Origin of the sequence: Kribbella sp. CA-294648 (assembly GCF_050943845.1) — a bacterium.
Classification (GTDB): domain Bacteria; phylum Actinomycetota; class Actinomycetes; order Propionibacteriales; family Kribbellaceae; genus Kribbella.
The window spans coordinates 7,779,467-7,803,698 of record NZ_CP191981.1 but is presented as its reverse complement, the minus strand read 5'-3'; the positions used below and the strand labels follow the sequence as shown (position 1 = coordinate 7,803,698).

Annotated in this window: 24 protein-coding genes; 9 read left to right on the top strand and 15 right to left on the bottom strand. The window is 69.0% G+C overall.

Going from position 1 to position 24,232, the window contains the following annotated elements; translation table 11 throughout:
- Positions 1 to 42: 42 nt before the first annotated feature.
- The 3 genes from ACQPYM_RS37265 to ACQPYM_RS37255 all read left to right on the top strand — a co-directional run bounded on the left by ACQPYM_RS37265 (position 43) and on the right by ACQPYM_RS37255 (position 4,005).
- Positions 43 to 1,254, top strand: coding sequence for an MFS transporter (locus tag ACQPYM_RS37265; protein ID WP_433010456.1), 1,212 nt, complete (start codon positions 43 to 45; stop codon positions 1,252 to 1,254).
- A 63-nt stretch (positions 1,255 to 1,317) separates the two neighbouring features.
- Positions 1,318 to 2,565 (top strand): DUF445 domain-containing protein, encoded by a 1,248-nt coding sequence (locus tag ACQPYM_RS37260; RefSeq protein ID WP_433010453.1) that lies wholly within the window; start codon positions 1,318 to 1,320, stop codon positions 2,563 to 2,565.
- Between the two features lie 108 nt (positions 2,566 to 2,673).
- Positions 2,674 to 4,005, top strand: a complete 1,332-nt coding sequence (locus tag ACQPYM_RS37255) for a peptidase MA family metallohydrolase (protein ID WP_433010450.1) — start codon at positions 2,674 to 2,676, stop codon at positions 4,003 to 4,005.
- Positions 4,006 to 4,018: 13 nt separating this feature from the next.
- On the opposite strand, the gene ACQPYM_RS37250 is transcribed toward ACQPYM_RS37255, so the two are convergent.
- Both ACQPYM_RS37250 and ACQPYM_RS37245 read right to left on the bottom strand, forming a co-directional pair.
- A complete protein-coding gene (locus tag ACQPYM_RS37250; RefSeq protein ID WP_433010447.1) occupies positions 4,019 to 5,101 on the bottom strand; it encodes a 2-oxoacid:ferredoxin oxidoreductase subunit beta in 1,083 nt (360 codons plus the stop codon).
- On the bottom strand, positions 5,098 to 7,077 hold the full coding sequence (locus tag ACQPYM_RS37245) for a 2-oxoacid:acceptor oxidoreductase subunit alpha (protein ID WP_433010444.1): 1,980 nt from the start codon (positions 7,075 to 7,077) through the stop codon (positions 5,098 to 5,100). Before ACQPYM_RS37245 ends, ACQPYM_RS37250 begins: the two co-directional genes overlap by 4 nt.
- A 282-nt stretch (positions 7,078 to 7,359) precedes the next feature.
- Between ACQPYM_RS37245 and ACQPYM_RS37240 the strand changes: the two genes are divergently transcribed.
- The gene (locus tag ACQPYM_RS37240) at positions 7,360 to 8,175 is read left to right on the top strand and encodes a hypothetical protein (protein WP_433010442.1); all 816 of its coding nucleotides are present in this window, start codon (positions 7,360 to 7,362) and stop codon (positions 8,173 to 8,175) included.
- A 9-nt stretch (positions 8,176 to 8,184) separates the two neighbouring features.
- Positions 8,185 to 8,535 carry an NADH-quinone oxidoreductase subunit A gene (locus ACQPYM_RS37235; protein WP_433010439.1) on the top strand — a complete coding sequence of 117 codons (351 nt, stop codon included), beginning with the start codon at positions 8,185 to 8,187 and terminating at the stop codon, positions 8,533 to 8,535.
- Here ACQPYM_RS37235 and ACQPYM_RS37230 read toward each other — a convergent pair.
- The 10 genes from ACQPYM_RS37230 to ACQPYM_RS37185 form a co-directional block, all read right to left on the bottom strand.
- A complete protein-coding gene (locus ACQPYM_RS37230) occupies positions 8,505 to 9,437 on the bottom strand; it encodes an ornithine cyclodeaminase family protein (protein WP_433010436.1) in 933 nt (310 codons plus the stop codon). The genes ACQPYM_RS37235 and ACQPYM_RS37230 overlap by 31 nt on opposite strands.
- A gap of 667 nt (positions 9,438 to 10,104) precedes the next feature.
- Positions 10,105 to 10,923 (bottom strand): NPP1 family protein, encoded by an 819-nt coding sequence (locus ACQPYM_RS37225; RefSeq protein WP_433010433.1) that lies wholly within the window; start codon positions 10,921 to 10,923, stop codon positions 10,105 to 10,107.
- A 150-nt stretch (positions 10,924 to 11,073) separates the two neighbouring features.
- Positions 11,074 to 13,989, bottom strand: coding sequence for a helix-turn-helix transcriptional regulator (locus ACQPYM_RS37220; RefSeq protein WP_433010430.1), 2,916 nt, complete (start codon positions 13,987 to 13,989; stop codon positions 11,074 to 11,076).
- Positions 13,990 to 14,102: 113 nt separating this feature from the next.
- Positions 14,103 to 14,264: a hypothetical protein gene (locus tag ACQPYM_RS37215; RefSeq protein WP_433010427.1), complete on the bottom strand. Its 162-nt coding sequence runs from the start codon at positions 14,262 to 14,264 to the stop codon at positions 14,103 to 14,105.
- 13 nt (positions 14,265 to 14,277) lie between these two features.
- The gene (locus ACQPYM_RS37210) at positions 14,278 to 14,409 is read right to left on the bottom strand and encodes a hypothetical protein (protein WP_433010424.1); all 132 of its coding nucleotides are present in this window, start codon (positions 14,407 to 14,409) and stop codon (positions 14,278 to 14,280) included.
- A gap of 484 nt (positions 14,410 to 14,893) precedes the next feature.
- A complete protein-coding gene (locus ACQPYM_RS37205) occupies positions 14,894 to 15,805 on the bottom strand; it encodes a PfkB family carbohydrate kinase (RefSeq protein ID WP_433010421.1) in 912 nt (303 codons plus the stop codon).
- Positions 15,802 to 16,755: an ADP-ribosylglycohydrolase family protein gene (locus ACQPYM_RS37200; RefSeq protein ID WP_433010418.1), complete on the bottom strand. Its 954-nt coding sequence runs from the start codon at positions 16,753 to 16,755 to the stop codon at positions 15,802 to 15,804. Before ACQPYM_RS37200 ends, ACQPYM_RS37205 begins: the two co-directional genes overlap by 4 nt.
- A 178-nt stretch (positions 16,756 to 16,933) precedes the next feature.
- Positions 16,934 to 17,653 (bottom strand): GntR family transcriptional regulator, encoded by a 720-nt coding sequence (locus tag ACQPYM_RS37195; protein WP_433010416.1) that lies wholly within the window; start codon positions 17,651 to 17,653, stop codon positions 16,934 to 16,936.
- Positions 17,650 to 18,186 carry a cysteine hydrolase family protein gene (locus ACQPYM_RS37190; RefSeq protein ID WP_433010413.1) on the bottom strand — a complete coding sequence of 179 codons (537 nt, stop codon included), beginning with the start codon at positions 18,184 to 18,186 and terminating at the stop codon, positions 17,650 to 17,652. Before ACQPYM_RS37190 ends, ACQPYM_RS37195 begins: the two co-directional genes overlap by 4 nt.
- Positions 18,186 to 19,652, bottom strand: a complete 1,467-nt coding sequence (locus ACQPYM_RS37185; protein ID WP_433010410.1) for a purine-cytosine permease family protein — start codon at positions 19,650 to 19,652, stop codon at positions 18,186 to 18,188. The genes ACQPYM_RS37190 and ACQPYM_RS37185 overlap by 1 nt, the downstream gene beginning before the upstream one ends.
- Before the next feature lie 143 nt (positions 19,653 to 19,795).
- Here ACQPYM_RS37185 and ACQPYM_RS37180 point away from each other — a divergent pair, with 143 nt between their 5' ends.
- From ACQPYM_RS37180 to ACQPYM_RS37165, 4 genes are all read left to right on the top strand, one after another.
- A complete protein-coding gene (locus ACQPYM_RS37180) occupies positions 19,796 to 20,557 on the top strand; it encodes an SDR family NAD(P)-dependent oxidoreductase (RefSeq protein WP_433010407.1) in 762 nt (253 codons plus the stop codon).
- Positions 20,558 to 20,663: 106 nt separating this feature from the next.
- Positions 20,664 to 20,951, top strand: coding sequence for an alpha/beta fold hydrolase (locus tag ACQPYM_RS37175; RefSeq protein ID WP_433010404.1), 288 nt, complete (start codon positions 20,664 to 20,666; stop codon positions 20,949 to 20,951).
- A gap of 4 nt (positions 20,952 to 20,955) precedes the next feature.
- A complete protein-coding gene (locus tag ACQPYM_RS37170) occupies positions 20,956 to 21,573 on the top strand; it encodes an NADH-quinone oxidoreductase subunit B (protein WP_433010401.1) in 618 nt (205 codons plus the stop codon).
- Positions 21,570 to 22,331, top strand: coding sequence for an NADH-quinone oxidoreductase subunit C (locus tag ACQPYM_RS37165; protein WP_433010398.1), 762 nt, complete (start codon positions 21,570 to 21,572; stop codon positions 22,329 to 22,331). The genes ACQPYM_RS37170 and ACQPYM_RS37165 overlap by 4 nt, the downstream gene beginning before the upstream one ends.
- 13 nt (positions 22,332 to 22,344) lie before the next feature.
- Here ACQPYM_RS37165 and ACQPYM_RS37160 read toward each other — a convergent pair whose 3' ends face one another.
- Genes ACQPYM_RS37160 through ACQPYM_RS37150 form a run of 3 tightly spaced genes read right to left on the bottom strand, consistent with a single transcriptional unit; the run spans position 22,345 to position 24,225 of the window.
- Entirely contained in the window at positions 22,345 to 22,770 is a 426-nt protein-coding gene (locus ACQPYM_RS37160; protein ID WP_433010395.1) for a PIN domain nuclease, read from the bottom strand.
- Positions 22,767 to 22,988, bottom strand: coding sequence for a type II toxin-antitoxin system VapB family antitoxin (vapB, locus tag ACQPYM_RS37155; protein ID WP_433010392.1), 222 nt, complete (start codon positions 22,986 to 22,988; stop codon positions 22,767 to 22,769). Before vapB ends, ACQPYM_RS37160 begins: the two co-directional genes overlap by 4 nt.
- Before the next feature lie 34 nt (positions 22,989 to 23,022).
- A complete protein-coding gene (locus tag ACQPYM_RS37150) occupies positions 23,023 to 24,225 on the bottom strand; it encodes an NAD(P)H-binding protein (RefSeq protein WP_433010390.1) in 1,203 nt (400 codons plus the stop codon).
- Positions 24,226 to 24,232: the final 7 nt, after the last annotated feature.

The window sequence follows — 24,232 nt, the reverse complement described above, 5'->3', positions numbered from 1 at the left end:
GGCCGGACGGGCCGGCGGCTGCCGATGCGACAATCAGGTGTGATGACTTCGGTGACTCCTGACAGCCCGGCGACCCGGCGGCATGTCGGGCTGGCTCTGCTCGCGCTGGCGACCGGCGGGTTCGCGATCGGGACCACCGAGTTCGTCACGATGGGGCTGCTGCCGCAGATCGCCGACGGGGTGGACATCTCGATCCCGACGGCCGGCCACGTCATCGCGGCGTACGCGATCGGTGTTGTCGTCGGTGCGCCGGTGATCGCGGCGCTGGGAGCGCGGACCGGGCGGAAGCGGCTGCTGCTGGGGCTGATGGGTTTGTTTGTCCTCGGCAACGTTCTGTCGGCGGTTGCCACCAGCTACGAAGTGTTGATGGCGGCCCGTTTCATCACCGGTCTGCCGCACGGCGCCTTCTTCGGGATCGGCGCGGTCGTCGGCGCCTCGATGGTGCCGGTCGGCAAGCGGGCCTGGGCGGTCTCGATGATCATGGTCGGGTTGCCGGTGGCAAACATCGTCGGCGTACCGGTGACCACGCTGCTCGGCCAGGAGTTCGGCTGGCAGTTGCCCTTCGTCGCGGTCGGCGTCCTCGGGTTGCTGACCCTGGTCGCGGTCTGGTTCTGGGTCGGGCCGCAACCGGTCGGCAACGACGTCAACATCCGCAGCGAACTGAGCGCCCTGGCCAAGCCGCAGGTCTGGATGGCGCTGCTGGTCGGCATGGTGGGCTTCGGAGGGATGTTCGCGACGTACTCCTACATCACCCCGACGATGACGGAGCTGGCCGGCTTCAGCGAGGCGGCGGTGACGATCGTGCTGGCGGCGTACGGGATCGGCATGACCGGCGGGACCCTGGTCGGCGGCCGGCTCGCCGATCGCGCCCTGATGCCCAGCCTGTACGGCGGACTGGTGGCCGTGACCGTCGTGCTGACCACCTTCGGCTGGCTGGCGCACAGCAAGGCGGGTGCGCTGGTTGCCGTGTTCGCGCTGGGGTTCAGCGCGAGCATCCTCATCCCGGCGCTGCAGACCCGGCTGATGGACGTGGCCCACGAAGGGCAGTCGCTCGCCGCGTCGCTGAACCACTCGACACTCAACGTGGCGAACGCGCTGGGTGCGTGGCTCGGCAGCGTCGTACTCGCGGCCGGGTACGGGTACGAGTGGCCGAGCCGGGTCGGTGCAGCCCTGGCGGTGGCCGGTCTCGTCCTCGCTCTGGTTTCGGGGCGGATGGACCGCCGTACGGCAGATGCTCAGCTGACGCGCTCGTAGGTTCAGGGGCGTGTCCGGTGGTTGCCGGAGCCGCATCCTTCCGTGGGTTGGTTGGATAGGGGTATGGCGACGTTGACGTTGAGTGGCCCGGACCTGGTTCGCCGGCGCGGGTTGCGGCAGATGCGGGCGGTGGCGCTGTCCCTGCTGGTCCTGGCGGCGGTGGTCTACGTGCTGACGCTGCACCACGGCGGTGCGTGGGGGTACGTGAACGCGGCCTCCGAGGCCGCGATGGTCGGTGCGCTGGCGGACTGGTTCGCGGTGACCGCGCTGTTCCGGCACCCGCTCGGGCTGCCGATCCCGCACACCGCGATCGTGCCGACCCGCAAGGACGCGCTGGCCGAGAGCCTGGAGCAGTTCGTCACCGAGAACTTCCTGTCCGAGGAAGTCGTGGCCGGGAAGATGCGCAGCGCCGAGGTGAGCCGCCGGGCCGGGGAATGGCTTGCCGCCGGCAACCATGCCGAGCGGATCGTCGAGGAGGGGGTCCGGACCGTCGGCGCCGCACTGCCGAAGCTCGGGGACGACGACGTCACCGCGTTCGTCCGCGGATCGCTGCTGCCCCGCTTCGCCAAGGAGCCGCTCAGCCCGATCGCCGGGCACTTCCTCGCCTCGGTGGTCGACGACGGCGCGCACCACGCCTTGTTCGACCTGCTGATGGTCGAGGCGTACGACTGGCTGGCTGAGAACCGCGAGATGCTGACCGAGGTGGTCGGTCCGCGGGCGCCGAGATGGTCACCCCGCTGGGTCGACGCGATCGTCATCGACCGGATCCACCGCGAGGCGCTGACCTGGCTGGCCGCAGTACGGGACGATCCGCGGCACCCGGCCCGCAAGGCGATCGACCGGCTGCTGGTCCAGCTGGCCGACGACCTGCAGAACGACCCGGAGATGATGGAACGCTTCGAGGCGTTCAAACGCCGGATGCTCAGCCACCCCGACATGGGCACCAGCCTGACCGCGGTCTGGGACGCCGTCCGGACCGCCCTGATCGACGCGATCGGCGACCCCGAAGGCCCCCTGCGGCTCCGCGCCACCCAAACCATCCAGGACTTCGGCAAACGCCTGCAGACTGACGAAACCCTGATCGCCAAGGTCGACACCCGCGCCGCCGAAGCGGTCGGCTACGTCGTCCGCACCTACGGCACCGAGATCGTCTCCGTCATCTCCGACACCATCGAACGCTGGGACGGCCGCGAGGCCGCCGCCCGCATCGAACTCCACGTCGGCCGAGACCTCCAATTCATCCGCATCAACGGCACCGTCGTAGGCGCCCTGGTAGGCCTCGTCATTCACACCGTCAGTCACGTGCTCTAGGCATCCCGTCAAAGTTGTTCGTACGGCGCTCTGCCGGCGGCCGGGCGGTATCCTTTGCCGGCTGGGCCTGGGTGGGTTTGGCTGGGGGGAATAGGCGAGGTTTCTGCGATGGATGACGAGCAGGTGGCTGGGGCGCCGGTCAGGCGTGGTGTGGGGCGGGCGGTTTGGGTGGCCGGGGGAGCTGCTCTGGCGGTGGCTGTGGCTGCTGTGGCGTGGTCGGTGGTGGGGCGGGAGGATCCGGGGCCGGCGCCGGGTGGTGGTGGTGTGTCGGTGACGCCGACTGCGACGGGGTCTGTGCCGGATGCCGAGACGCAGATGCTGGCCGAGATCGACGCGGTACTGAAGGCTCGGGCGGCGGCTGTGGTGGCTGGGCGGCTGCCGCAGTACCTGGCCACTGTGGACGCGAAGAACGCCAAGCTGGTGCAGCGGGACAAGCAGGTGTTCGGTAATCTGCGGAAGCTCGGGTTGAAGCAGTTCAGCTATGCCCGGGAGACGGAGTTCGTTCCCGAGAAGCGTGGCGCCGGGTGGGCCATCCGGCTCATGATGGTGCTGCAGATCGAGGGGATCGACGCGGCGCCGCGGGCCACCCCGGTCGGCTACACGTTCGCCCAGCGAGGCGGTCGCTGGCTGCTGGTGGCCGACGACGAGCTGGCCGGCGAATCCGATCGCGGGACCTACCGCGAGCCCTGGGATCTCGGCCCGATCGAGGTCGCCCGGGGTGGCGGCGTGCTGGTCGTAGTACCGGCCGGGGAAGGTGCCAACGCGCGGCGGCTGGTGCAGGAGTCGAGGGAGGCCCTGCCTGCGGTACGGCTCGCGACCCGGCGGGCTCAGGTGGGGATCCTGGTCGTCGCGATGGGCGACCGCCGATCGATGGATGCCGAATGGTCGACCGGCGGTCATCCGGCCGGTGCCGTCTCGGTCCGGAACTACTCACCCACCGACGAAGCGATGACGAGCTTCAAGGTCACCGGCAGCCGGATCGTGATCAACCCGACCGAACGCACCAAGGCGGACCGGTTCCTGCTCGCCCACGAGTTCACCCACGCGGTCTTGTCCACCCTGGGCAGCAGCGCGCCGACCTGGTTGGTCGAGGGCTTCGCGATGTACGTCGAGAACCGGCTCGCCGAGCAGAGCGGCAACGCGGACCGGGTCGCCGACTGGCGCGACGAACTGCTGAGCAAGTCCGTCAAACCGCTGGTCGTGCTGCCCATCGACGGCGTCTTCCACGGCGACTACGACGAGGAGAGCTACGGAGTCAGCTGGCTCATCGTCGAGTACCTGGTCACGAAGTACGGCCTGGAAAAGGTCAACGCCCTGTACGCCGACCTCGCCAAGGGCTCCGACGACCCCGCCGCCCGCGAACAGACCCTCCGCAAGCACCTCAAACTCTCGGAGACGGCCCTGGTAGCCGCACTGAAGAAGTACACAGGGCCGTCCTGAGCGCTAGCCGTACCTAGTCGACTGTCCAGGTGTCGGTGCCGGTGATGAGGGACTGGAGGTTGCTGTTGCCGGCGGCGGTTTCGTGGGCGGTGGCTACCTGCTGGCGGACCAGGTCGTCGTACGCCGGGCGGTCCACCGAGCGGAAGATGCCGATCGGGGCCTGGTGGAGGACGCCGGCGTCGGTGAGGCGGGACAGGGCGAACGCGTACGCCGGGTCGTCGGTGTGCGCGTCGTGGACGACCAGGTCGGACTCGCCGCCGGGGAGGTCCGCCACCTCGCGGACCGCCAGCGAGGCGAAGCCGTCGCGGACCACGCCGAGGTGGCCGTCGGTGCCGAAACGGATCGGTTCCCCGTGCTTCAGCGGGATGATCGCGTCGTCCCGGGTCTCCGGGTTCTTGAACGCGTCGAAGGCGTTGTCGTTGAAGATCGGGCAGTTCTGGTAGATCTCCACGAACGCCGTACCGCGGTGCTCGCCCGCGGCCCGCAGTACCGAGGTGAGGTGCTTGCGGTCGGAGTCGACCGTGCGGGCGACGAAGGTGGCCTCCGCGCCGAGGGCCAGCGAGACCGGGTTGAACGGGTTGTCCACCGAGCCCATCGGCGTCGACTTGGTGACCTTGCCGGGCTCGGAGGTCGGCGAGTACTGGCCCTTGGTGAGGCCGTAGATCCGGTTGTTGAACAGCAGGATCTTCAGGTTCACGTTCCGGCGCAGGGTGTGGATCAGGTGGTTGCCACCGATCGACAGCGCGTCGCCGTCACCGGTCACCACCCAGACGCTCAGGTCCGGACGGGCCACCGCGAGCCCGGTCGCGATCGCCGGGGCGCGGCCGTGGATCGAGTGCATGCCGTACGTCGACAGGTAGTACGGGAAGCGGGACGAGCACCCGATGCCCGACACCATCGCGACGTTCTCGCGTTTGATCCCGAGCTCGGGCAGGAAGCCCTGGAAAGCAGCCAGTACTGCGTAGTCGCCACACCCCGGGCACCACCGGACCTCCTGGTCCGACACGTACTCCTTGCGGCTCTGTGGCTCGGTCGCGGCCGGTACGCCGCGCAGCCCGCCCGGCAGGCTCGGCAGACCAAGATCGACGGTGCTCATCGTGCTCCCTCCGGGTGGTGGATGCCGTTCGGCTGGATGTTCAGGGCCTCGCCGTGGGTGAGGTTGGCGGCGGCCTCGCCGAGGTGGCGCGCGTCGTCGTCGATCCCTTCGGTCTCCTCGACCAGGTTGCCGATCACCTCGGCCAGCTCGGCGGCGCCCAGCGGCATGCCGCGCACCTGCGCGTAGGAGACGACGTCGACCAGGTACTTCGCCCGCAGCAGCATCGCGAGCTGCCCGAGGTTCATCTCCGGGACCAGCACCTTGTCGTACTTCGCGAGCACCTCGCCGAGGTTCGGCGGGAACGGGTTCAGGTGCCGCAGATGCGCCTGAGCCACCTTGCCGCCGACCTTGCGGACCCGGCGGCAACCGGCCCCGATCGGCCCGTAGGTGCTGCCCCAGCCGAGGACCAGGACCTTCGCCGTACCGTCCGGGTCGTCCACTTCCAGCGGGGGGACGGTGATGCCGTCCACCTTCGCCTGGCGGGTCCGGATCATCAGGTCGTGGTTGGCCGGGTCGTAGGAGATGTTGCCGGTCTTGTCCTCCTTCTCGAGCCCGCCGATGCGGTGGTCGAGACCCGCCGTACCGGGGATCGCCCAGGCTCGCGCCAGCGTCTCCGGGTCACGCAGGTAGGGGAGGTAGACCGGCTCGCCCTTGTCGTTGGTCGCGTTCGGCCCGACGGTGAAGTTCGGGTCGATCGTCGCCAGGTCCTCGATCTGCGGGATCTGCCAGGGCTCCGAGCCGTTGGCCAGGTAGCCGTCGGACAGCACGATCACCGGCGTGCGGTAGGTGACCGCGATCCGGGTCGCCTCGACCGCGATCGAGAAGCAGTCGGCGGGCGACTGCGCGGCGATCACCGGCAGCGGCGCCTCGCCGTTGCGGCCGAACATCACCTGCAACAGGTCGGCCTGCTCGGTCTTGGTCGGCATGCCGGTCGACGGACCCGCGCGCTGGATGTCGCAGACCACCAGTGGCAGCTCGAGCATCACGGCGAGACCGATCGTCTCGGACTTCAGGCTGATGCCCGGACCGGACGACGTGGTCACGCCGAGCGCGCCGCCGAACGACGCGCCCAGGGCGGCGCCGACACCGGCGATCTCGTCCTCGGCCTGGATCGTCGTCACGTCGAACCGCTTCAGCTTGGACAGCTCGTGCAGTACGTCGGAGGCCGGCGTGATCGGGTAGGCACCGAGCACCAGCGGCAACCCCGCGCGCTGCGCGCCCGCCACCAGGCCGTACGCCAGCGCCAGGTTGCCGGAGATGTTGCGGTAGGTGCCGGTCGCCATCCGGGCCGGCTTCACCTCGTACCGGACCGAGAACTCCTCGGCGGTCTCGCCGAAGTTGTAGCCCGCCCGGAAGGCCGCGATGTTCGCGTCGCGGATGTCCGGTTTGCCGGCGAACTTGGACTGCAGGAACTCGATCGTCGACTCGACCGGGCGCTGGAACAGCCAGGAGACCAGCCCGAGGGCGTACATGTTCTTCGCCCTGGACGCGTCCTTGCGGGACAGCCCGAACTCCTTGACCGACTCCACCGTCATGCCGGTCAGGTTCAGGCCGACCACGTGGTACGCCTCGAGCTCGCCGGTCTCCAGCGGGTTCGCGTCGTACCCGATCCGCTTCAGGTTGCGCGCGGTGAAGTCGGCGGTGTCGATGATCAGGGTCGCGCCGCGCGGTACGTCGCTCAGGTTCGCCTTCAGCGCGGCCGGGTTCATCGCGATCAGCACGTCGGGCGCATCACCCGGCGTCAGGATGTCGTGGTCGGCGAAGTGCAACTGGAACGACGAAACGCCCGGCAGAGTACCGGCAGGTGCCCGGATCTCGGCTGGGAAGTTGGGCAACGTCGACAGGTCATTGCCGAACGATGCCGTCTCCGCGGTGAATCGGTCCCCGGTGAGCTGCATCCCATCGCCGGAGTCGCCGGCGAAACGGATCACCACGCGGTCGAGCTGCTTGACCTCGATGGTCACTTTTCTGTTCATCTCCAAGTCGAAGCTTGGGTCGATCGGTCCTCTCGTGAAGGACAGGTCGATCCCCCCAGTCAGGGCGATACCTCAATGTTAGTTCGCCCTTAGTACGGAACCATGCAGAAGACCGGATGGTCCACAGCCTGGGATCAGCTGACCAGATCTGACGGCGTTGGTAAACCTGTCAGTGTGACGTAACGCAGTCGTTCGCTTGCCATCCGCAGTCGGGTCCGGCAGGGTGTCTTCATCAAGCTGTGATCTACCCCGGGGCCCACCCGGGCTCGAGGGAGTTTCACCATGGGCGTGCGCCCGATCATCGGCCTGCTGGTTGCTGCCGTCCTGCCCCTCAGTGGTTGTGCTGCCACGGTGGCGCCCGCCCAGAGCGCCCTGTCGGTTCCGGACGCCAAGGTCGCGCCCGCCGTCGTCTCGACCGCGCCGGTCCGGACGATCAAGATCACCAGCATCAAGACCACCAACACGACCAAGGGGGTGCTGACCGTGGTCGGCCAGATCACCCCGGCGCCGGCTCCCAGGACGCGGGTCTCGCTGCAGCGCTGGTCGTCGAAGCTGCGCAAGTGGGAGGAGATCGGCCACGGGGTGACCTCGGGGTCGAGCATCACCATCCCGCCGACGCTTCCCGGGTCCGTGAAGACGTACCGGCTCGCGATCAACTCGCAGGCGCCGTACGCCGGGGCCGTGTCGCCGATGATCAGCTTCTCGCACTACGTGTTCCGCGGGCTCTTCAAGAAGCCGCTGCTCGCCGCGGGCGGCAAGGGGCACCCGCAGTTCACCGTCATACCGCCGTCCGAAGGTCCGCGCCGGGCGGAGGCCGAGCTGCTGGCCGACCGGCGCGGCTATGTCTGGGGCGACATCGACACCACCGGCTGCCGCGGAGTGCGGACGTGGCTCGGCAACATCACCGACGGCACGGTCCGGGTGTCGCTGCTGAACGGCGCCAAGGTGGTCGGCTCGGTGGACATGAAGCAGGAGACCGAGACCTGGCTGACCCGCGACGTCCGCGGCATCAACCGGCTGCGCTTCCAGGTTGCCGACCTGAAGTCCGGCTACGGCCCGATCGTCGCCGTCGACGCACTCGCACTCTGCACCAATTAGGCTGTCGCCATGACCTATGGCGTGATCGGCGCGATCGTCGGACTCGGTCTGGTCGGGCTGCTCGGGGCCTTCGCGCTGAACAAGGCGCTGACCGTCACCTACCCGACCGCGGACAAGCTCAAGACGTACGAGTCCGGTGTCGACCCGGTCGGTGAGGGCTGGGCACAGGTCCACATCCGGTACTACCTGTTCGCCTACCTCTACGTCATCTTCGCCGTCGACGCCGTCTACCTGTTCCCGTGGGCCACCGTCTTCGCGGCGGTCGGCGTTGCCAGCCTGATCGAGATGTTCATCTTCCTCGGCTTCGTCGCGGTCGGCCTGCTCTACGCCTACCGCAAGGGCGTCCTCAGCTGGACCTGATCACCCGGCGACTGCGCGAGCGCGTTGGCGATGGCCCAGTCCTGGCAGCCGACGCCGACGGACTTGAAGACCGTGCGACCGGTCGGGGTGGGCGCCGGACCCGTGAGGGCACTGCCCAGCTCGAGCAGTTCCCGTACTACGCCCGCGCCGACCGCGTCGATGATCTCGCCGGACTCCTCCAAGGCGGCCTCGCGCTGGTCGACCATGACCGTCGAGGCGGTGGCGAGCAGGTCGCGGGGGAGCTCCCGCATCGTCGGGCGGAAGGCGCCGATCGCGTTGACGTGGACCCGGGCCGGGAGGCATGCCGCGTCGAAGAGCGGAGTGGATGAGGAGGTCGCGCAGCAGACGATGTCCGCCGTGGCGATCGCGTCGTCGCTGGAGGTGCTTGGCGTGAAGGTGACGTCGGGGAACTCGCCCGACAGCGTCGTGGCCAACGCGCCGGCCCGGTCGGGGTTCCGGCCCGTGACGGTGACGTGGGCAATACGCCGTACGGCGAGAACCGCGCGGACCTGGTCGGCGGCTTGGGCGCCGGTGCCGAGCAGGGCGAGGCGGGTCGCGTCCGGCGCGGCGAGCAGATCGGTCGCGACACCGACGACCGCGCCGGTCCGCAGCGTGGTGATCGAGGTGCCGTCGGCGACGAACTGTCCACCCCCACCGGTCCAGATCACGGTCGCCCGGATCGCCGGCAGCCGGTCGAGCGCGATCCCGATCTTCTTCACCACCGCGGTCCTGGACGGCGAGTGGTAGGCCGACATCACCAGCACCGCCCCGTCCCCGAAGATCTGCCGCGGCGGCAGCACGAAGTTCCCCGCCGCCAGCTCCAGGAACGCCTCCCGGACGGCCGCGATCGCGATCGGCATCGGGACCGTACGCCGGACGTCTTCCGCGCTCAGCACCTTCATAGGAGGCCGAGGTTATAGCGTCCCGGGCCGGCTCGACAGCCCAGGGTTACGTCACGGAGTGTGATCGGTGGCGAGGGAAACGGTTGTTTGCCTGGTCACCCTTTGTCATTGCGGTGGGCAACTTTTGTGGTGCGGAAGCGCACTCTGTCACGGATTGCAACGAGACTGTCGCCAAGTCAGAACATTGGGGTTACAGTGATCACTGGGGGATACGAGGTAATCACGGGGCGGTGAGGGCATGTCTTGGCAACTCTGGGTATTGATTGCGGCGGCAGCGACCGGTTTCACGGCGCTGCTGGCGGTGAAGCTCAGCCGGGCGCAGGAGGTCTTCGAGCGCCTCGTGGAGCCCGCCCCGCAATCACCGGCTGGCCTGCACGCGATCCGCCCGGACGAGCCGCTCCAGCTACACCGCCGACGAGAGCCCAGACCGGCAATGTTCCCGCAGCCGCCCACCAGCAGCGCACCCGCGGCCACCACTGATCGTGCTCATCGTGCGGCCCGCCGGACTCAGCACCGGTCGCGCGACCACGCCACCAGCACCGCTTGCGTCGCCGACTCTGGTCCCTGGCGGCGTTCGCGGTGAAGAGTGGGCGCCCGCTACGTAGCATTCCCCAGGCCATCACCCCCCGGCCTCCGGATCGTGCGCAGCGGGTGCCCGCCTCAGCGTTCAGGCCCAGGGATTGAACGGGACGGCGGCCGGCTTCGCGGCGTTCAGCAGGTTGCGGAAGCGGTCGTCCTTGTCGGTGATCTTGATCGTCGCGGAGCCGAAGTCGGCGTTCATCAGGGTGTCGCGCAGGCCGGTGCCCGGCCAGCCGTTCCAGTCGACCAGCGGGGGATAGCGCCAGTTGTGGTAGTGGTTCTCCGGCGGCTCGTCGTTGCTGTTGGCGAGCCGGAAGAAGTGCGTGCTCGCGCCGTCCTTGTGGTAGACGACCTTGGGATGCGTACCGTCGAAACGCACCTGTGAGCGGGGGTAGGTGACCCGGCCGCTGTGCTGCGTCGTGGTCACGTACTCGACCTGGTTGGTCGCCTGGTTGACCCACGAGATGACGTGCTCGAAGTCGTGGCGGTGGCCGCCGAGTCCGCTGCCGGCCACGGCCTGGTCCTTCTCGAAGTAGCTGGCGTACACGATCGCGCACCAGCCGTTGTTGCACTTCGAGCGGGCGTAGGTCTGCGAGTTGTCCAGGTCCGACTGGTCGTGGCAGCTTCCGTTGACGGCGCCGGTGGTGTTCAGCCCGCCGTTGAGCGCGCCGTTCGGACCGATGGCTGGGACGGCGTAACAGCCGTCGGTGTCGTAGTCGTAGGCCGGTGAGAAGGACTGCTCCAGACCGCCGGCGTTCTGCGGCAGATGCGGCGGCGGGGCGGCGTACGCGGCCGCGGCGGAGGTGATCATCAGCGCGGCGGTGCCAAGAACCACGCCGAGAACCCGGCGCCGGCGCCGCGGCCGGGATTCACGTTTGGTGGAGGGCTGGGGCGGCAGTTTGTTCATGCTTCGCTCGTTTCGGGGCGGTCGCACCCCTGCGACAGCGACACGCGTCCGCAGGGGCGGGGGCGGATGCGAACGCTGTCGAGGATGACATCCCGAGGGCACGTCAGTACATACTTGACGTGACCAAGAATCGACGCTCGGTGAACTTTGCTAGCCGAGCAACCCGTCCCGCCGAGCCACAGCCGCCGCCTCGGTCCGGCTGCGCACACCCAGCTTGGCCAGGATGTTGGAGACGTGCACGCTCACCGTCTTCTCCGAGATGTAGAGCTCCCGAGCCAACTGACGGTTGGTCCGCCCTTCCGCGAGCAGAGCCAGTACTTCGCTCTCGCGCGCGGTCAGCGCAGCCGGCCCGACCCCGGCGTCTGCTCCGCCGAGCGCATCGAGCAACGGCTTGGCGCCCAGCTCACGAGCCGTCTCGCTGGCGAGCGCGACCTGCTCGTTGGCATCGGCAACCTTGCCCGCCGCTCGCAACGCGGCCGAGAAATGCAGTCGCGACCAGGCCTGCTGATGGACGTCGCCGTACCCAAAGGCATCGACTGTCCGGTGCCAGGTTGCGACATGCTCCGCCGGGGTCGGCGGGTCGATATCGGCCAGCCAGCGCAGGCGCTCCCACTCAGCCTCGAGCCGGGCCAGCCACGCGATCCCCTCGACACCCAGCACTCGGCCGGGTGGCAACCCCTTCTCGGCCGTCGTCTGTCCGTCCGACACCAGCTCGGCCCCCCGCGCAACCAGCTCGGCGGCGGACGTCGGCTCCTGCACGACCCGGTGGCACAGCAACTGGAGCCCGATCGCCGAGAAGCGGATGCGTGCCATGAACCACTCGGTCTGGAACACCTCGGCACAGAGGGTCGAAACGTCGGAGAGCAACTTCTCTGCCTCGGCCAACTGGTTCAGCCGGCAGTAGGCGTCGACGGCAGCCTGCATGCCGATGATCGGCAGCATCACGTCGAGCGTCCACCACTTGCGCAGCCGCTGCAGCTCCTCGGCGACCGACGTGTCACCGCGGGCACCTCGAACGGACAGCCCGATTCCACCCAGCGCCGCCGCGGCGGCCGCCGGTGTCATCGAGTCGACGCGCGCCGTCTCCGCCGCGTCGTCCCACTCACCGAGCACGAACTGGGTCAGCGCAAGCATCCGCCGCGCGTCGAACCCGTACACCGCCCACTGACGCCCCAGCTCGCCGGCCCGCTCAGTGGTCAGCTGGAAGGCCGGCTTGGCAGCGGCCAGATCGCCCATCTCGTAATAAATCGAGCCCAGCAAGAACCGGCTGCGTACCTCGGCCGCCGGGTCACTCGTCAGCTGGGCCCGCACCGCGGCTTCTTCCAGTTGCTTGGTCGCGGCCACCGGATCGCCGGCCCGGCGGCGCAACTGAGCCAGCGTGATGCCGGCGTCGCTAGCGGCCGACTCCTGGCCCACCTCACGGGCGATCTGCAGGGCCTCGTTGGCCCAGCGCTCGGCTTCCATCGGTCGCCCGAGCGCGTCCGAAACCCGCGCGTACATCGAGGCGACCTGCGCCTTGAACACGCTGGCCGGCTCGTCCGAGGTCAGCCGCATCGCCTGCGAGATGGCCTCGTGCGCCTCCTGGTCGTGGTCGATCGCCAGCGCGATGTCGGCCAGCGGCGTCAGCAGCTGAGCACGCTGCAGCCGCGGCGCATCGGGCGGCAGCTCGGCCAGCGCCTTGCGCAGGAGCTTGAGGGCGCGCAGTTGCTGCGCCGACAAAGCAGCGGCCGAGGCGGTCTCGACGATCAGCCAGGTCTTGTCGATACTCGCGTCGCTCGCGGCGTTCGGATAGAGCTCCAGCGCCATCTCGTAGTGCTTCAGCGCCTCCTGCGGCGCCGCCACCGAGATGGCCTCCTGCCCGGCCCGGACCCGCGCCTCGAAGGCAGTGGCCAGGTCGTGGGACCTGGTCGCGTGCCCAGCCAGCTCCGCCGCAGTACCGGCGACTGTCTGGTCCTTCAGAGCTTTCGCGTACGCCGCATGCTGCCGCACGCGCTCGCCCGGCAGCAGGTCGTCGTACACAGCCTCTGCCAGCAGCGCGTGGCGGAAGTAGTAGCTCGCATTGCCCGGGTGCTCGATGATGTGCGCGTCGATCAGCTCTCGCAGCGCCGCGTCCAGCTCACGGTCGGGCAGGCCGGCCACAGCCGTCAGCAGCGTGTGGGGAACTCGTCGCCCGGCTACTGCGATCACCCGGGCAACCTGGCGGGCGTCGTCCGACAGTGGGTCGAGCCGGACGAGCAGCAGGTCGGCAAGGTCCGGCGGTACTGCGTCGGCGTCGCCCATCGACGCGGCAGCGGCCAGCTCCTCGGTGAAGAACGCGTTGCCGCCCGCACGCTCCAGGATCCGGAGCTGCTCGATCTCCGGCAGTGGCGTAGTGAGCAGAGCGGATAGCAGGGTGCGGGAGTCGGTGTCGTCGAGTGGCAGCAGGTTGACCCGGCGTACGCGCGGGTTGCGGGACCACTCGGCGATCGGCCGGCGCAGCGGGTGGCGCCGGTGCAGGTCGTCGCTGCGGTAGGACACGACGAGCGCCAACCGCTGGGACGTGAGCCGGGTGAGCAGGAAGCCAATCAGGTCGCGGCTGGAGTCGTCGGCCCAGTGGGCGTCCTCGATGATCACCACGAGCGGCTCACTGGTCGACAACGCGGTGAAAGCACCCAGTACTGCGTCGAACAGCGCGGCACGGTCCAGCTGCCCCTCCTGCGGGACGGGCTGGGCGCCGATCAGGCGGTGGGTCGGCAGCAGCCGGCCGATCGCCGGGAAGTTGGTCAGGACGCTCTCGACCAGTTCGGGGCGCTCACCGGCCAGCCGGCCGAAGATCTCGGTGAACGGCAGGTACGGCAGGCCGGCCTCGCCGAAGTCGGTGCAGTGCCCGACCAGCACGCCGAAACCACGCTCGTGCGCACCGGTGGCCACCTCGTCGAGCATCCGGGTCTTGCCGACGCCGGCATCACCGGACAGCAGAATCGCGCCGGCGCGGCGGGTTTTCGCCTCGTCCACGGCGCTGAGCAGGGCGGCCAGCTCGGTCGAGCGGCCGACGAGAGGTGTCGAGGTCCAGGGCACGTCGTCCATCTTCGCCCCTGGCGCCGACACAAATCGACGGCATCCCGTCCGTTGTGTCCCTACTGACAATGAAACGCCGTCCCCGACCGGGACTATCTGGTCGGGGACGGCGGCCACGGCGGTCATGCGGCCGTGTGGGGGCGCAGTGCGCGGCGAGCGCGCCGCGGCTCCGGCTTGGCGGCCTCCGCGCGCTCCCGGCGGGCGGCGGCCCGGCTGAAGTCACGCTTGATCCGCTCCTGGCGGTAGGCGGTCTCCGCCTGGGCCGACTGGGTGCTGATGAACATGGTGTCCCTCCCTTCAGACGCTCTTGGTGAACAGGTGGACGATGCTGCGGCGGGTCCCCGACGTGCGGGTGGCCCGGCGGTAGTCACGGGTAAGGCGCTCCCTGCGGTAGCTGACCTCTGCCTTGACCGACTCGTTCGTGAACATCTGGTGCCTCCTGGCTGGTGTTGCCTCGACTCCTTGTCGATGCCCTTAATCTGCTCGTCTGAGGAGGACCGGCACATCGGAACTAGTCCCTATCCAGCGCCCCAGGCCGGTCCTAGGGAGCCTCTACGACGGCCTAGGACCGCTCTGGGAACAGCAGAGCGGCCGAGACCCGGGAGGGGATCTCGGCCGCACTGGTAGCAGGGTTCGGTGGTGGTCGGGCGCTCACATCGCAGCCCTGGCCATGACGGCCGGCCTGCGGGATGTAGCGGTCACTGGCCTCGCGGGCCTGCGCCGGAACCACAGCAGACGCAGGCTGTTGGCGGTCTCGTAGTCCCGCCTGATGCGCTCCTGGCGGTAGGAGATCTCCGCTTGGAGCGACTGAGCTGAGTACTGGTACACGGTGTCCTCCGGGAGCCTCGGTCGATGCCTCGACTGTGCTCGCCTGAGGAGAAGGGCCACATCAGCACTAATCCCTATGCCATGCCTAGAGACCCCTTAGATAGGCCTCGAGTTCGTCCCTAGTAGGTGCGGTGGCCGGTCCGCGCCGGGTGACCGCAAGGGCAGCGGCCGCGTTCGCCCGGCGTGCGGCCTCCACCGGTTCCTTGCCCTCGGCAATACCGGCCAGGAACGCCCCGCTGTGCGCATCGCCAGCCCCATTGAGATCCACAGCCGGTACTGCGAACCCGTCCACCTGCGTGACGCCCTGACCCCGTACTGCGACCAGGCAACCACCCGCCCCGGTGCGGACGAGCACACCGGCCCGGCCGGCTCTCCGCCGTACTGCGTGAGCCGCCTCGGCCGGGTCAGACAGGCCGGTCAATGAGGTGGCTTCGGCCGCGTTGGAACTCCACCAGTCGGCTCTGGCGAGCACGGCCTGCAAGGCATGGTCGGGGATCTCGGCAACGAGTGGGCCAGGGTCGAAGAACACCTGGACGTGGTCCGCCAGCTTGGCGAGCCAGGGGAGCAGGGCGGCGCGGTTGGAGTCGTGCAACAGGCTGTACCCGGACAGGTACACGAGGTCGTCGTCCGCGGGTTCCGGGAGCTCGTCGCCGGTGAGAGTGGCCTCGGCACCGGGGCAGGTGACGAAGGTGCGTTCGCCGGTGGAGTCGACGAGGGTGACGACGAAGCCGGTGTCGACGTCTTCTCTTGCCGGGTGCAACCAGTTGATGCCCGCGGTTTGCATCGCGTTGCGAGCCTGGGTGCCGAAAGGGCCGGTGCCATGCGCACCGGCGTACAGGGTGGGGAGGCCCAGACGGACGGCGGCGGCCATCACGTTGAAGCCGCCGCCGGGGGTGGCCGTAGTACTGGAGGCGATGACGTCACCGCCGCGGACCGGGAGATCGCCGACGGTGAGGACGAGGTCGATCACGACGTTGCCGAGGTGGAGGAGTCTCACGCGGCGCGGACCTTGAGGAGCTGGTCGGCGAGGTCGTCGAGCTCGAGGTTGTTGACCTCGGCAACCTTGACGCGCGCCTCAGCTGGGAAGCCGTCAATGCCGTGGCACGCGCCCGCGATGGCACCGGCGATCGCGGCGATGGTGTCGGTGTCACCGCCGAGTGAGGCGGCCAGGCGGACGGCGAGCCAGGGGTCGTCGGGGTACGCGGCGAGGACGGCGAACGCGGCCGGTACGGACTCCTGGCTGGCGAGGCTGGTGCCGACGAGGTCGTAGAGAAGTACAGACACGGCGCCCGGCCGAGGAGGGGTAGTGCCAGGCGCCGTGTCGATCAGGGAGGTGGCCCAGGTGATGCGGGTCGGGATGTCCGCACCAGCCACCCAGTGGCCGCTCGTCGAGGTTTTGGTTGCGGCCGCGACCGCGTGCTCCGTCGCCTCGGCGATGGTCGCGCCGTCGATGCCCGCGCTGACCGCTGCCGCGACGGCCGCCGCGGCGGCCAGTGCGAGACCGGTGTTGTGGGTCGCGGCACTGGCGGCGACCACGCGATCGACGAGCAGGTCGAGGTCGATGGACGGGGTGGCGATGCCGACCGGGGTGATCCGCATCGCGGCGCCGTTGGTGGTGCCGTAGCGTCCGGTCTCTTCGATGTCCTTGCCCTGCAGCAGTTCGTCGATAGCACGCCGGGTGGACGGTCCGAGCAGGTCGAGCGAACCGCGCTCCCGCATGCCGTCTTCCCACTCCAGCAGTTGCCAGGCGAGCTCCCGGCCGTCGACCTCGCCGCCCGACGTCACCACCAGCCGCGCAAGCAGGAGCGCCTGCTCCGTGTCGTCGGTGACAGCCCCCGCCGGCATCCCCGCCGCCAACGGCTGATCGTCCGGCGCCGGATGAAACCCGTCGACCACTTCGCCGTACCGCTCGACAATGAGTGCTCTCGGCAACGACTGGGTCGGCATACCAAGCGCATCTCCGATAGCGAGCCCATAAAGCGCGCCTGCGGCGCGCATCCCCGGGGTACTCATGGCGTCCGCCGGCTGATGGGCGTTTGAGGGGTCAACTCCTCAAGTGGTGGGTTGCCACCCCGGAAACTGAGGTGGCAACCCACCACCTCGGGGGTTGACCCCTGAAACGGCGTCATCGGGTCGGACCGGAGTAGGTGAGGTTGAGTTCGAAGTGGGTGGGGTCGAGGAGGCTGTCGACCTGTTCGGCGAAGCGGTTGTCGGCGGTGTAGCTGACCCGGCGGGTGTGCAGGAACCAGGTGCCTTCGGGGCGGTCGAGGAGGATGGCTTCTTCGGGGTCGAGCGGGCGGCCGCGGAGGCGTTGTTCGCCGTGGTCCAGGTGCAGCCCGGCGCGGCTGAGGGTCGCGGTGATGGAGTCGTCGTACAGCCCGCGCTCCGGCAGGTCGCGCAGGGCTTCCAGTGCCGGGATGCAGCTGCGTTCGATCGAGATCGCCTCGCCGCCCACGATCACCCGCAGCCGCTGGATCACGATCACGTCGGGCGAGTCCAGGCCGAGCCGCTCGGCCAGTTCATGGTCCTGATCGTGGGCCAGTCGCAGGGTCGTCAACCGCGTCTCGACACCCTGCTGCGCCAGCGCGTGCGACCAGCCGAGCCGGTCGTCCAGCGGCCGGCCGTCGAACAGGACGAACGACCCCTTGCCGGTCCGGGTGGTGATCAGCCCGTCCTCGTTCAGTACGGCGAGCGCCGAGCGGACCGTGTTCCGGCTGACCGCGAACCGTTTCGCCAGCTCGACCTCGCCGGGCAGCTGGCTGCCGTGCCCGACCCGGCCGGAGCGGATCTCGCGAGCGAGGATCGAGGCGATCCGCTCGTGCTTGAGATTCACTCCACGAATCACTGGCTCTGCTTCCGTAGCTCGTCCACCGTGACGACCTCGACCATCGGCGCGTACAACCGCAGGATGTCGAGCGTCTTCTGATGGCTGGCCTCGTCAACCCCAGCACACGCATCGGCCACGACCTGAACCTGTACTCCGGCGTCGACCGCCGCCAGCGCCGTCGTCAGCACGCAGCAGTCGGTGGTGACACCGGCGAGCACCAGCGATCCGCCCGGCGCGACCGCCTCGGCCAGCTCGGGCCCCCACTTGCCGAAGGTGGTCTTGTCGAGAGTCGGCGCGCCGTGGAACTCGTCGACCAGTTGGTAGGCGTACGAGTCCGGCGGCTGCAACGCGAACGGCCACTGTTCGTAGTACGGGACCCAGGAGCCGGTCGGCTGCTCCGGAGCGACGAAGCGGGTGAAGATCACTGTTGGGAAGAGCTCGATGAGTTCCTGGGTCGGCTTGATGACGCGCTGGAAGTCGGGCGTGGCCCAGCCGCTCTCGGGGTCGGCGAAGATGCGCTGCAGGTCGATCAGGGCCAGGACTCGTGCCATCAGGCGGTCACCTCCTGGGCCTGGACCCGCGAGCGTCCGGCGAAGTACTGGACCAGGAACGACACGACCAGCGCGAACAGGACGCCGAGGTTCGCGAACGCCCAGGCGCCTTCCTTGCCGCCGAGGCCGAGCGGTTCGAGCAGGTAGCCCTGCCAGGTCAGCCAGCCGGCCAGGCTGTTGGTGACCAGGCCCCAGCCGATCGCGGTGGCGATCACCATGGTTGCTATCGGCAACCACTGGATGTCGCCGTACCGGCCGCGCCGGTCGAACAGGTCGGCCTCGGCGTAGTCACGCCGGCGGGTGGCGAGGTCGGCGAGCATGATGCCGCACCAGGCCGCCACCGGGACGCCGAGGGTGATCAGGAAGCCCTGGAACTGGGACAGGAAGTTGTCGCTGGAGAAGAACACCACGTAGACGGTGCCGACGATCATCACGAGTCCGTCGACGAACGCGGCGACGTACCGCGGGGCGGGCAGGCCGAGCGACAGCAGGGCGAGGCCGGACGAGTAGATGTCCAGGACCGCGCCACCGACCAGCCCGAGTACGGCCACGATCACGAACGGCACCAGGAACCAGGTCGGGAGCGCTTCGGCGAGGGCGCCGATCGGGTCGGACGCGATCGCCGTACTGAGGTCTTGGGAGGAGCCGGCCAGCAGCAGGCCGAAGACCAGCAGGACGACCGGCGCGATCGTGGAGCCGAAGGTCGTCCAGCCGACCACGCCGCGGCTGGACGCGGACCGGGGCAGGTAGCGGGAGTAGTCGGCGGCCGCGTTCACCCAGCCGAGGCCGAAGCCGGTCATCAGGAAGACGAGTGCGCCTACCACCTGCTGGCTCGATCCGCTCGGGAGGGAACTGACCGTGCTCCAGTGGACCTGGTCGGCGACAAGGGCGATGTAGACGACGGTCAGGACGCCGGTGACGATCGTGATGATCGTCTGGGCCCGCATGATCAGGTCGAAGCCGAGCACGCCGCAGAGGACGATCAGGGCGCCGACGACGACCAGCGCGACCAGCTTGGTGAGGTCGCCGCCGCCCCAGCCGAGCCGTTCGAAGACGGTCGCCGTGGCCAGCGTCGCGAGGATGGTCAGCACGGTCTCCCAGCCGACCGTCAGCAGCCAGCTCACCAGCGACGGAAGTTTGTTGCCGCGGACACCGAACGCGGCCCGGCTCAGCACCAGCGTCGGCGCCGAACCGCGTTTGCCGGCCAGCGCGACCAGCCCGCAGAGCAGGAACGAGAAGGTGACGCCGAGGACGCCGGCGATCACCGCCTGCCAGAACGAGATCCCGAAGCCGAGTGCGAAGGCGCCGTAGCTGAGCCCGAGCACCGAGACGTTCGCCCCGAACCACGGCCAGAACAGCTGGCGCGGGGTGCCCTTGCGATCCGCGTCGTCGATCACGTTCAGGCCGTTGGCCTCGACCGCGAACGCTCGCACTTCCGGAGCATCCACCCGCAACTGATCGGCCATCGAGTCACTCCTGCCCGAAAAATGGACCTGTTCAGTCCTGTCCAGTTCACGGTAGGTCGGCGGCGGGGTGCGGTCAAGGAACGAGGTTGACCTAGACCTTTCTCTAGGACCTAGCGTCGGAGACCCGAGTGGAGGAGACGGCTGTGCGGAGATTCGAGGACAAGGTCGCTTTCGTGACCGGAGCGGCCCACGGCATCGGGCGCGCGACCGTACTGCGGCTCGCGGCTGAGGGTGCCGCCGTCGGTGCCGGCGACATCGATGCGGAGGGCGCCGCCTCGGTCCTCGCTGAGGTCACGCAGGCCGGCGGGTCGGCGGTGGCGCTCGACTGCGACATCACCTCGACCGCCTCGGTCGAAGCGGCGGTTGCGGCGACCGTGCAGCGGTTCGGGCGGCTCGACGTGCTGGCCAATGTCGCCGGGCACAATCTTGCGCTCGAGGGGACCGAGCCCGCTGAGGCGCAGTGGGGCCGGCAGTACGACTTCACCTTCACCGGAGCGACTCGCTGTATCCAGGCCTCGCTGCCGCACCTCATCGAGTCCCGTGGGTCCGCCGTCCTGGTCGGCTCGATCAGTGCGGAGATCGCCCTCGGTACTGCTCCGTACGCCGCTGCGAAGGCCGCGCTGGCCAACCTCGTGCGCAACCTGGCCTCCGACCACGGACCCAAGGGTGTCCGGTTCAACGTGGTGGCGCCGGCGACGGTGGCGACGGACCGGTTCATCGGCAAGGAGGCTCTGCTGGAGGAGCTGAAGGCGATCTACCCACTCGGCCGAGTCGGGCAGGCCGAGGATGTGGCCGCAGCGATCGCTTTCCTCGCATCCGACGACGCTGCGTGGATCACTGGCATCACACTTCCCGTGGAAGGCGGCCTGACGTCCGCAACAGGTCACTTGCTCAACCTGCTGTGATGGGGTCATGCCTCGGACCTGCGGGGGTTCGGGGAGTCGGACAAGCATGCGGTCGACCCGGGTGCGCAGTACGGGGTTGCTGGGCAGGGGGCGGAGCGTCCTGGGGTTGACTGAGGAGCTTGGGCTGGAGCGGCCGGTGCTGGCTGGGTACGACGTCGGTAGCGCGCGGTGGCGAACTTCCGCGGCCGAGACTGCGCCGGCGTCGTACGAGCGGATCGGCGTACCGACGGTGGTGCTGTGGCCCGAGTTTGATCCGCTGTTTCCGCGGGCGTGGTCGGACCGGCTTGACGACTTCTTCAGTGATGTCAGGCTGCGGTTCGTCGACGGAGTGGGGCACTACGCGCCACTCGAATGCCCGGAGATCTTCGCCGAGGAGATTGTCGGACTAGGCTGACCACATGCCAGACAGCGGAGTTCATCTGCCGATGCCGACGGTGCGGCCGGCCGTCGGGGGGCTGGCGAAGCTTGCGCCCGAGCCGGTGCGGTATTTGCTGAACTGGGGACGCAAGTACTCGCTCTGGGTCTTCAACTTCGGTCTCGCCTGTTGCGCGATCGAGTTCATCGCGGCGTCGATGGGCCGGCACGACTTCATCCGGCTCGGCGTGATCCCGTTCGCGCCGGGGCCGCGGCAGGCCGACCTGATGGTCGTTTCGGGCACGGTGACCGACAAGATGGCGCCCGCGATCAAGCGGCTCTACGACCAGATGCCGGAGCCGAAGTACGTGATCTCGTTCGGTTCCTGCTCCAACTCGGGCGGGCCGTACTGGGACTCGTACTGCGTCACCAAGGGGGTCGACCAGATCATCCCGGTCGACGTCTACGTGCCCGGCTGCCCGCCGCGGCCGGAGGCGCTGCTGCAGGGCATCCTCAAGTTGCAGGAGAAGATCGCGGGGGAGAACGTCGCCGACCGGTACGAGCCGTCGCCACTGGCACTGACCCGCTCGCTGATCACCCCGCCGGACGCTGCGTCGCCGGCCGGTGCTGCTGATTCTGCTGCCGAGAAGAAGGCGCGATGAGCGACGACGTGCTGGGGGCGCTCACCGAGGCGGGCATCACGGCGACCAAGGTGGACAGCTTCGGCCCGCCGACGATCGACGTACCGGCCGAGTCGTGGGTGACGACGCACGAGGTACTCCGGGACGAGGTCGGGCTGACCTTCTTCGACTTCCTCACCGCCAGCGACGAACTCGCCGACGGGTTCCGGGTGGTCACCCACCTGGCCGACTTCTGGGGCGGCGCGCATGTCGACCACGTGATCGTGCGCACCCTGATCCCGCGCGAGAAGCCCTTGCTGCCAACACTTTCCGCTCTGTACGCCGGCGCGAACTGGCACGAGCGGGAGACCTTCGAGATGTTCGGCATCACCTTCGAAGACCACCCCAACCTCGTACCACTCCTCCTCCCGGACGGCTTCGAGGGCAACCCGCTCCGCAAGGAATTCGTCCTGGCCTCCCGAGTAGCCAAACCCTGGCCCGGCGCCAAAGAACCAGGCGAATCCGACCACGCCCCAGCGAAGAAGGCAGGGGCCCCCAGCCGCCGCCGCACCCTCCCACCAGGCGTCCCCGACCCCGACTCCTGGGGCCCCCGCCCACCCGGTTCCCCAGCCCCAGACCCCCTTGCCCCCGCCCTAACCGCCGCCACCCCCGCCCGCCCCCGCCGCACCCCCGGCGAACGCCGCACCACAAAACAAGCCGAACCCAAACCAGCACCGGATCCCGCCGAGCCGGGCGAGTCCTCGCCCTCCGCGACACCTCCCGACGACGCTTCGTCCTGACCGCGGATCGAACTCAGGCTGTGTCCAGCCGCTCCAGGGGTTGACCGGTGATGGTGGCTATCAGGTCGAAGTCTTTGTCGAGGTGCAGGACGACCAGGCCTGCCAGCTCGGCGGTTGCGGCGACCAGCAGGTCGGGCACCGACGGCGCACGGTGCTGACCGCCGGCCGCGAGCAACGCCTGCACGGCCAGCGATCTCCGTTCGATCGCCGGCGTGCTGCGCTCGACCGGCATCGACGAGATCGGCGGATGCTGCAGGGCCAGCCGGTGCTCCTCGGCGGTTCTCGCCGAGAAGCCGACCTCCAGCAACGTCACCGTGGCGATGTGCACCAGACCCCGGTCGATCCGATTGGCCCACTCGTCGGCGGCGGAACTGTCACCCAGCCGAACCAGCGCCGACTTGTCGACCAGCCAGCGCCGAGTCTCGCCGGTCGGCGTCACGACCAGGCCTGGTCCATGACGTCCGGATCACCGAGGTCCGGGACGGTTTGCGAGAACCGGCGAAGGTCCGCCGCCGTCACCGCGTGATGAGTGCGGCACGCGACCTGGGTGAGCTGCCGGCGAAGGTACTCGTTCCGCGACAGCCCGAGATCGCGGGCCCGGTGATCGATCGCCGACAGCACCTCGTCAGGAACGTCGCGAATCAACACATCACTCATGTGCGCCTCCTAGACCGGCTGATATCAAACGATATCAGGCACCCGGCGGAGGGGTGAGATAGAAGACTTCTTCTCGGGTGATGCGGCCGGTGGTGACGGTGTAGAGGGAGAGTTTGGTGGACGCGTCGCGGTCGCCGGTGGTGCGGTCGCGGGCGTCGAAGGTGAAGCGGACGGCGAAGTGGTCGTCGAGGAGGAGGGGGCCGAGGAGGTCTACACCGAGGATCTCGACGTCGGCGGTGAGTTGCTGGGCGTTGGCCATGATGTCGGCGAGGCCCTGGTGGTCGCCGGTTCCCTCGAGTGGGGCGACTCGGACCATGTCGGGTGCGATCAGGGAGGTCGCCCGGGAGAGGTCGCCGGTGCGGAACGCCTCGACGTACCGGTTCGCCACCTCAGCGGTCGGTAGGACGCGGAACTCGTCGGCATGCTCCTCCGCCCACTCGCGGAACGTCAGCGCCGGTCGGCCCAGCAGCGACTCGACTGTGTCGGTCACCGGCTCGGGAGTGTCGACCAGCGACGCCCAGTAGGCCAGCGCCCCGTCGGCGAAACTTGGGTCGACGCCTTGCTCGACCATGGCCTGCCGCACGGCCTCCGCACTCTGCTCCTCCACCCGCGCCGACTTGCCGACCGCCTCACCCAGTACGGCGACCTGCTCCGCCTGCGTCAGCACCTCCGGGCCGGTCAGCCGGTAGGTCTGGCCGATGTGCTTGTCGTCCAGCAACGCCAGTACTGCGACCGCCGCGATGTCCCGCTCGTGGATCAGCGACCGGCCGGCTCCAGGCGACGGCATCCGTACGACGTCGCCCGTGCGGATCTCGTCGGCCCACTCCTGCGTGTTCACCATGAACCCGCCCGGCCGCAGGAACGTCCAGTCGGCATCGCTGAGCATCGTCTCGATCTCGCCCCACACCCCGCTCGCGGCAGGGTCCTCATCGGCGACGTTCAACGACGACAGGTAGACCACGCGCGGCACCTGCTTGGTCAACGCGGCCACGACGTCGCCCGCGCCCTCAGCGGAGTACGACGGCCACAGCAGGAACGCCGCATCAACCTCACTGGCCGCCCGCTCGACAGCAGCCGGGTCGTAGATATCACCTTGCACCACCTCCACTTCGTTAGGCAGCCCAGCAAGCAGAGGGGTCCGGACCAGCGCCCGCACACTCACTCCCGCGTCCAGCAGGCCCTGTACTACGTGGCGCCCGACGCGCCCGGTCGCTCCGGTGACGAGGATGGTGGTCATCTTCAAC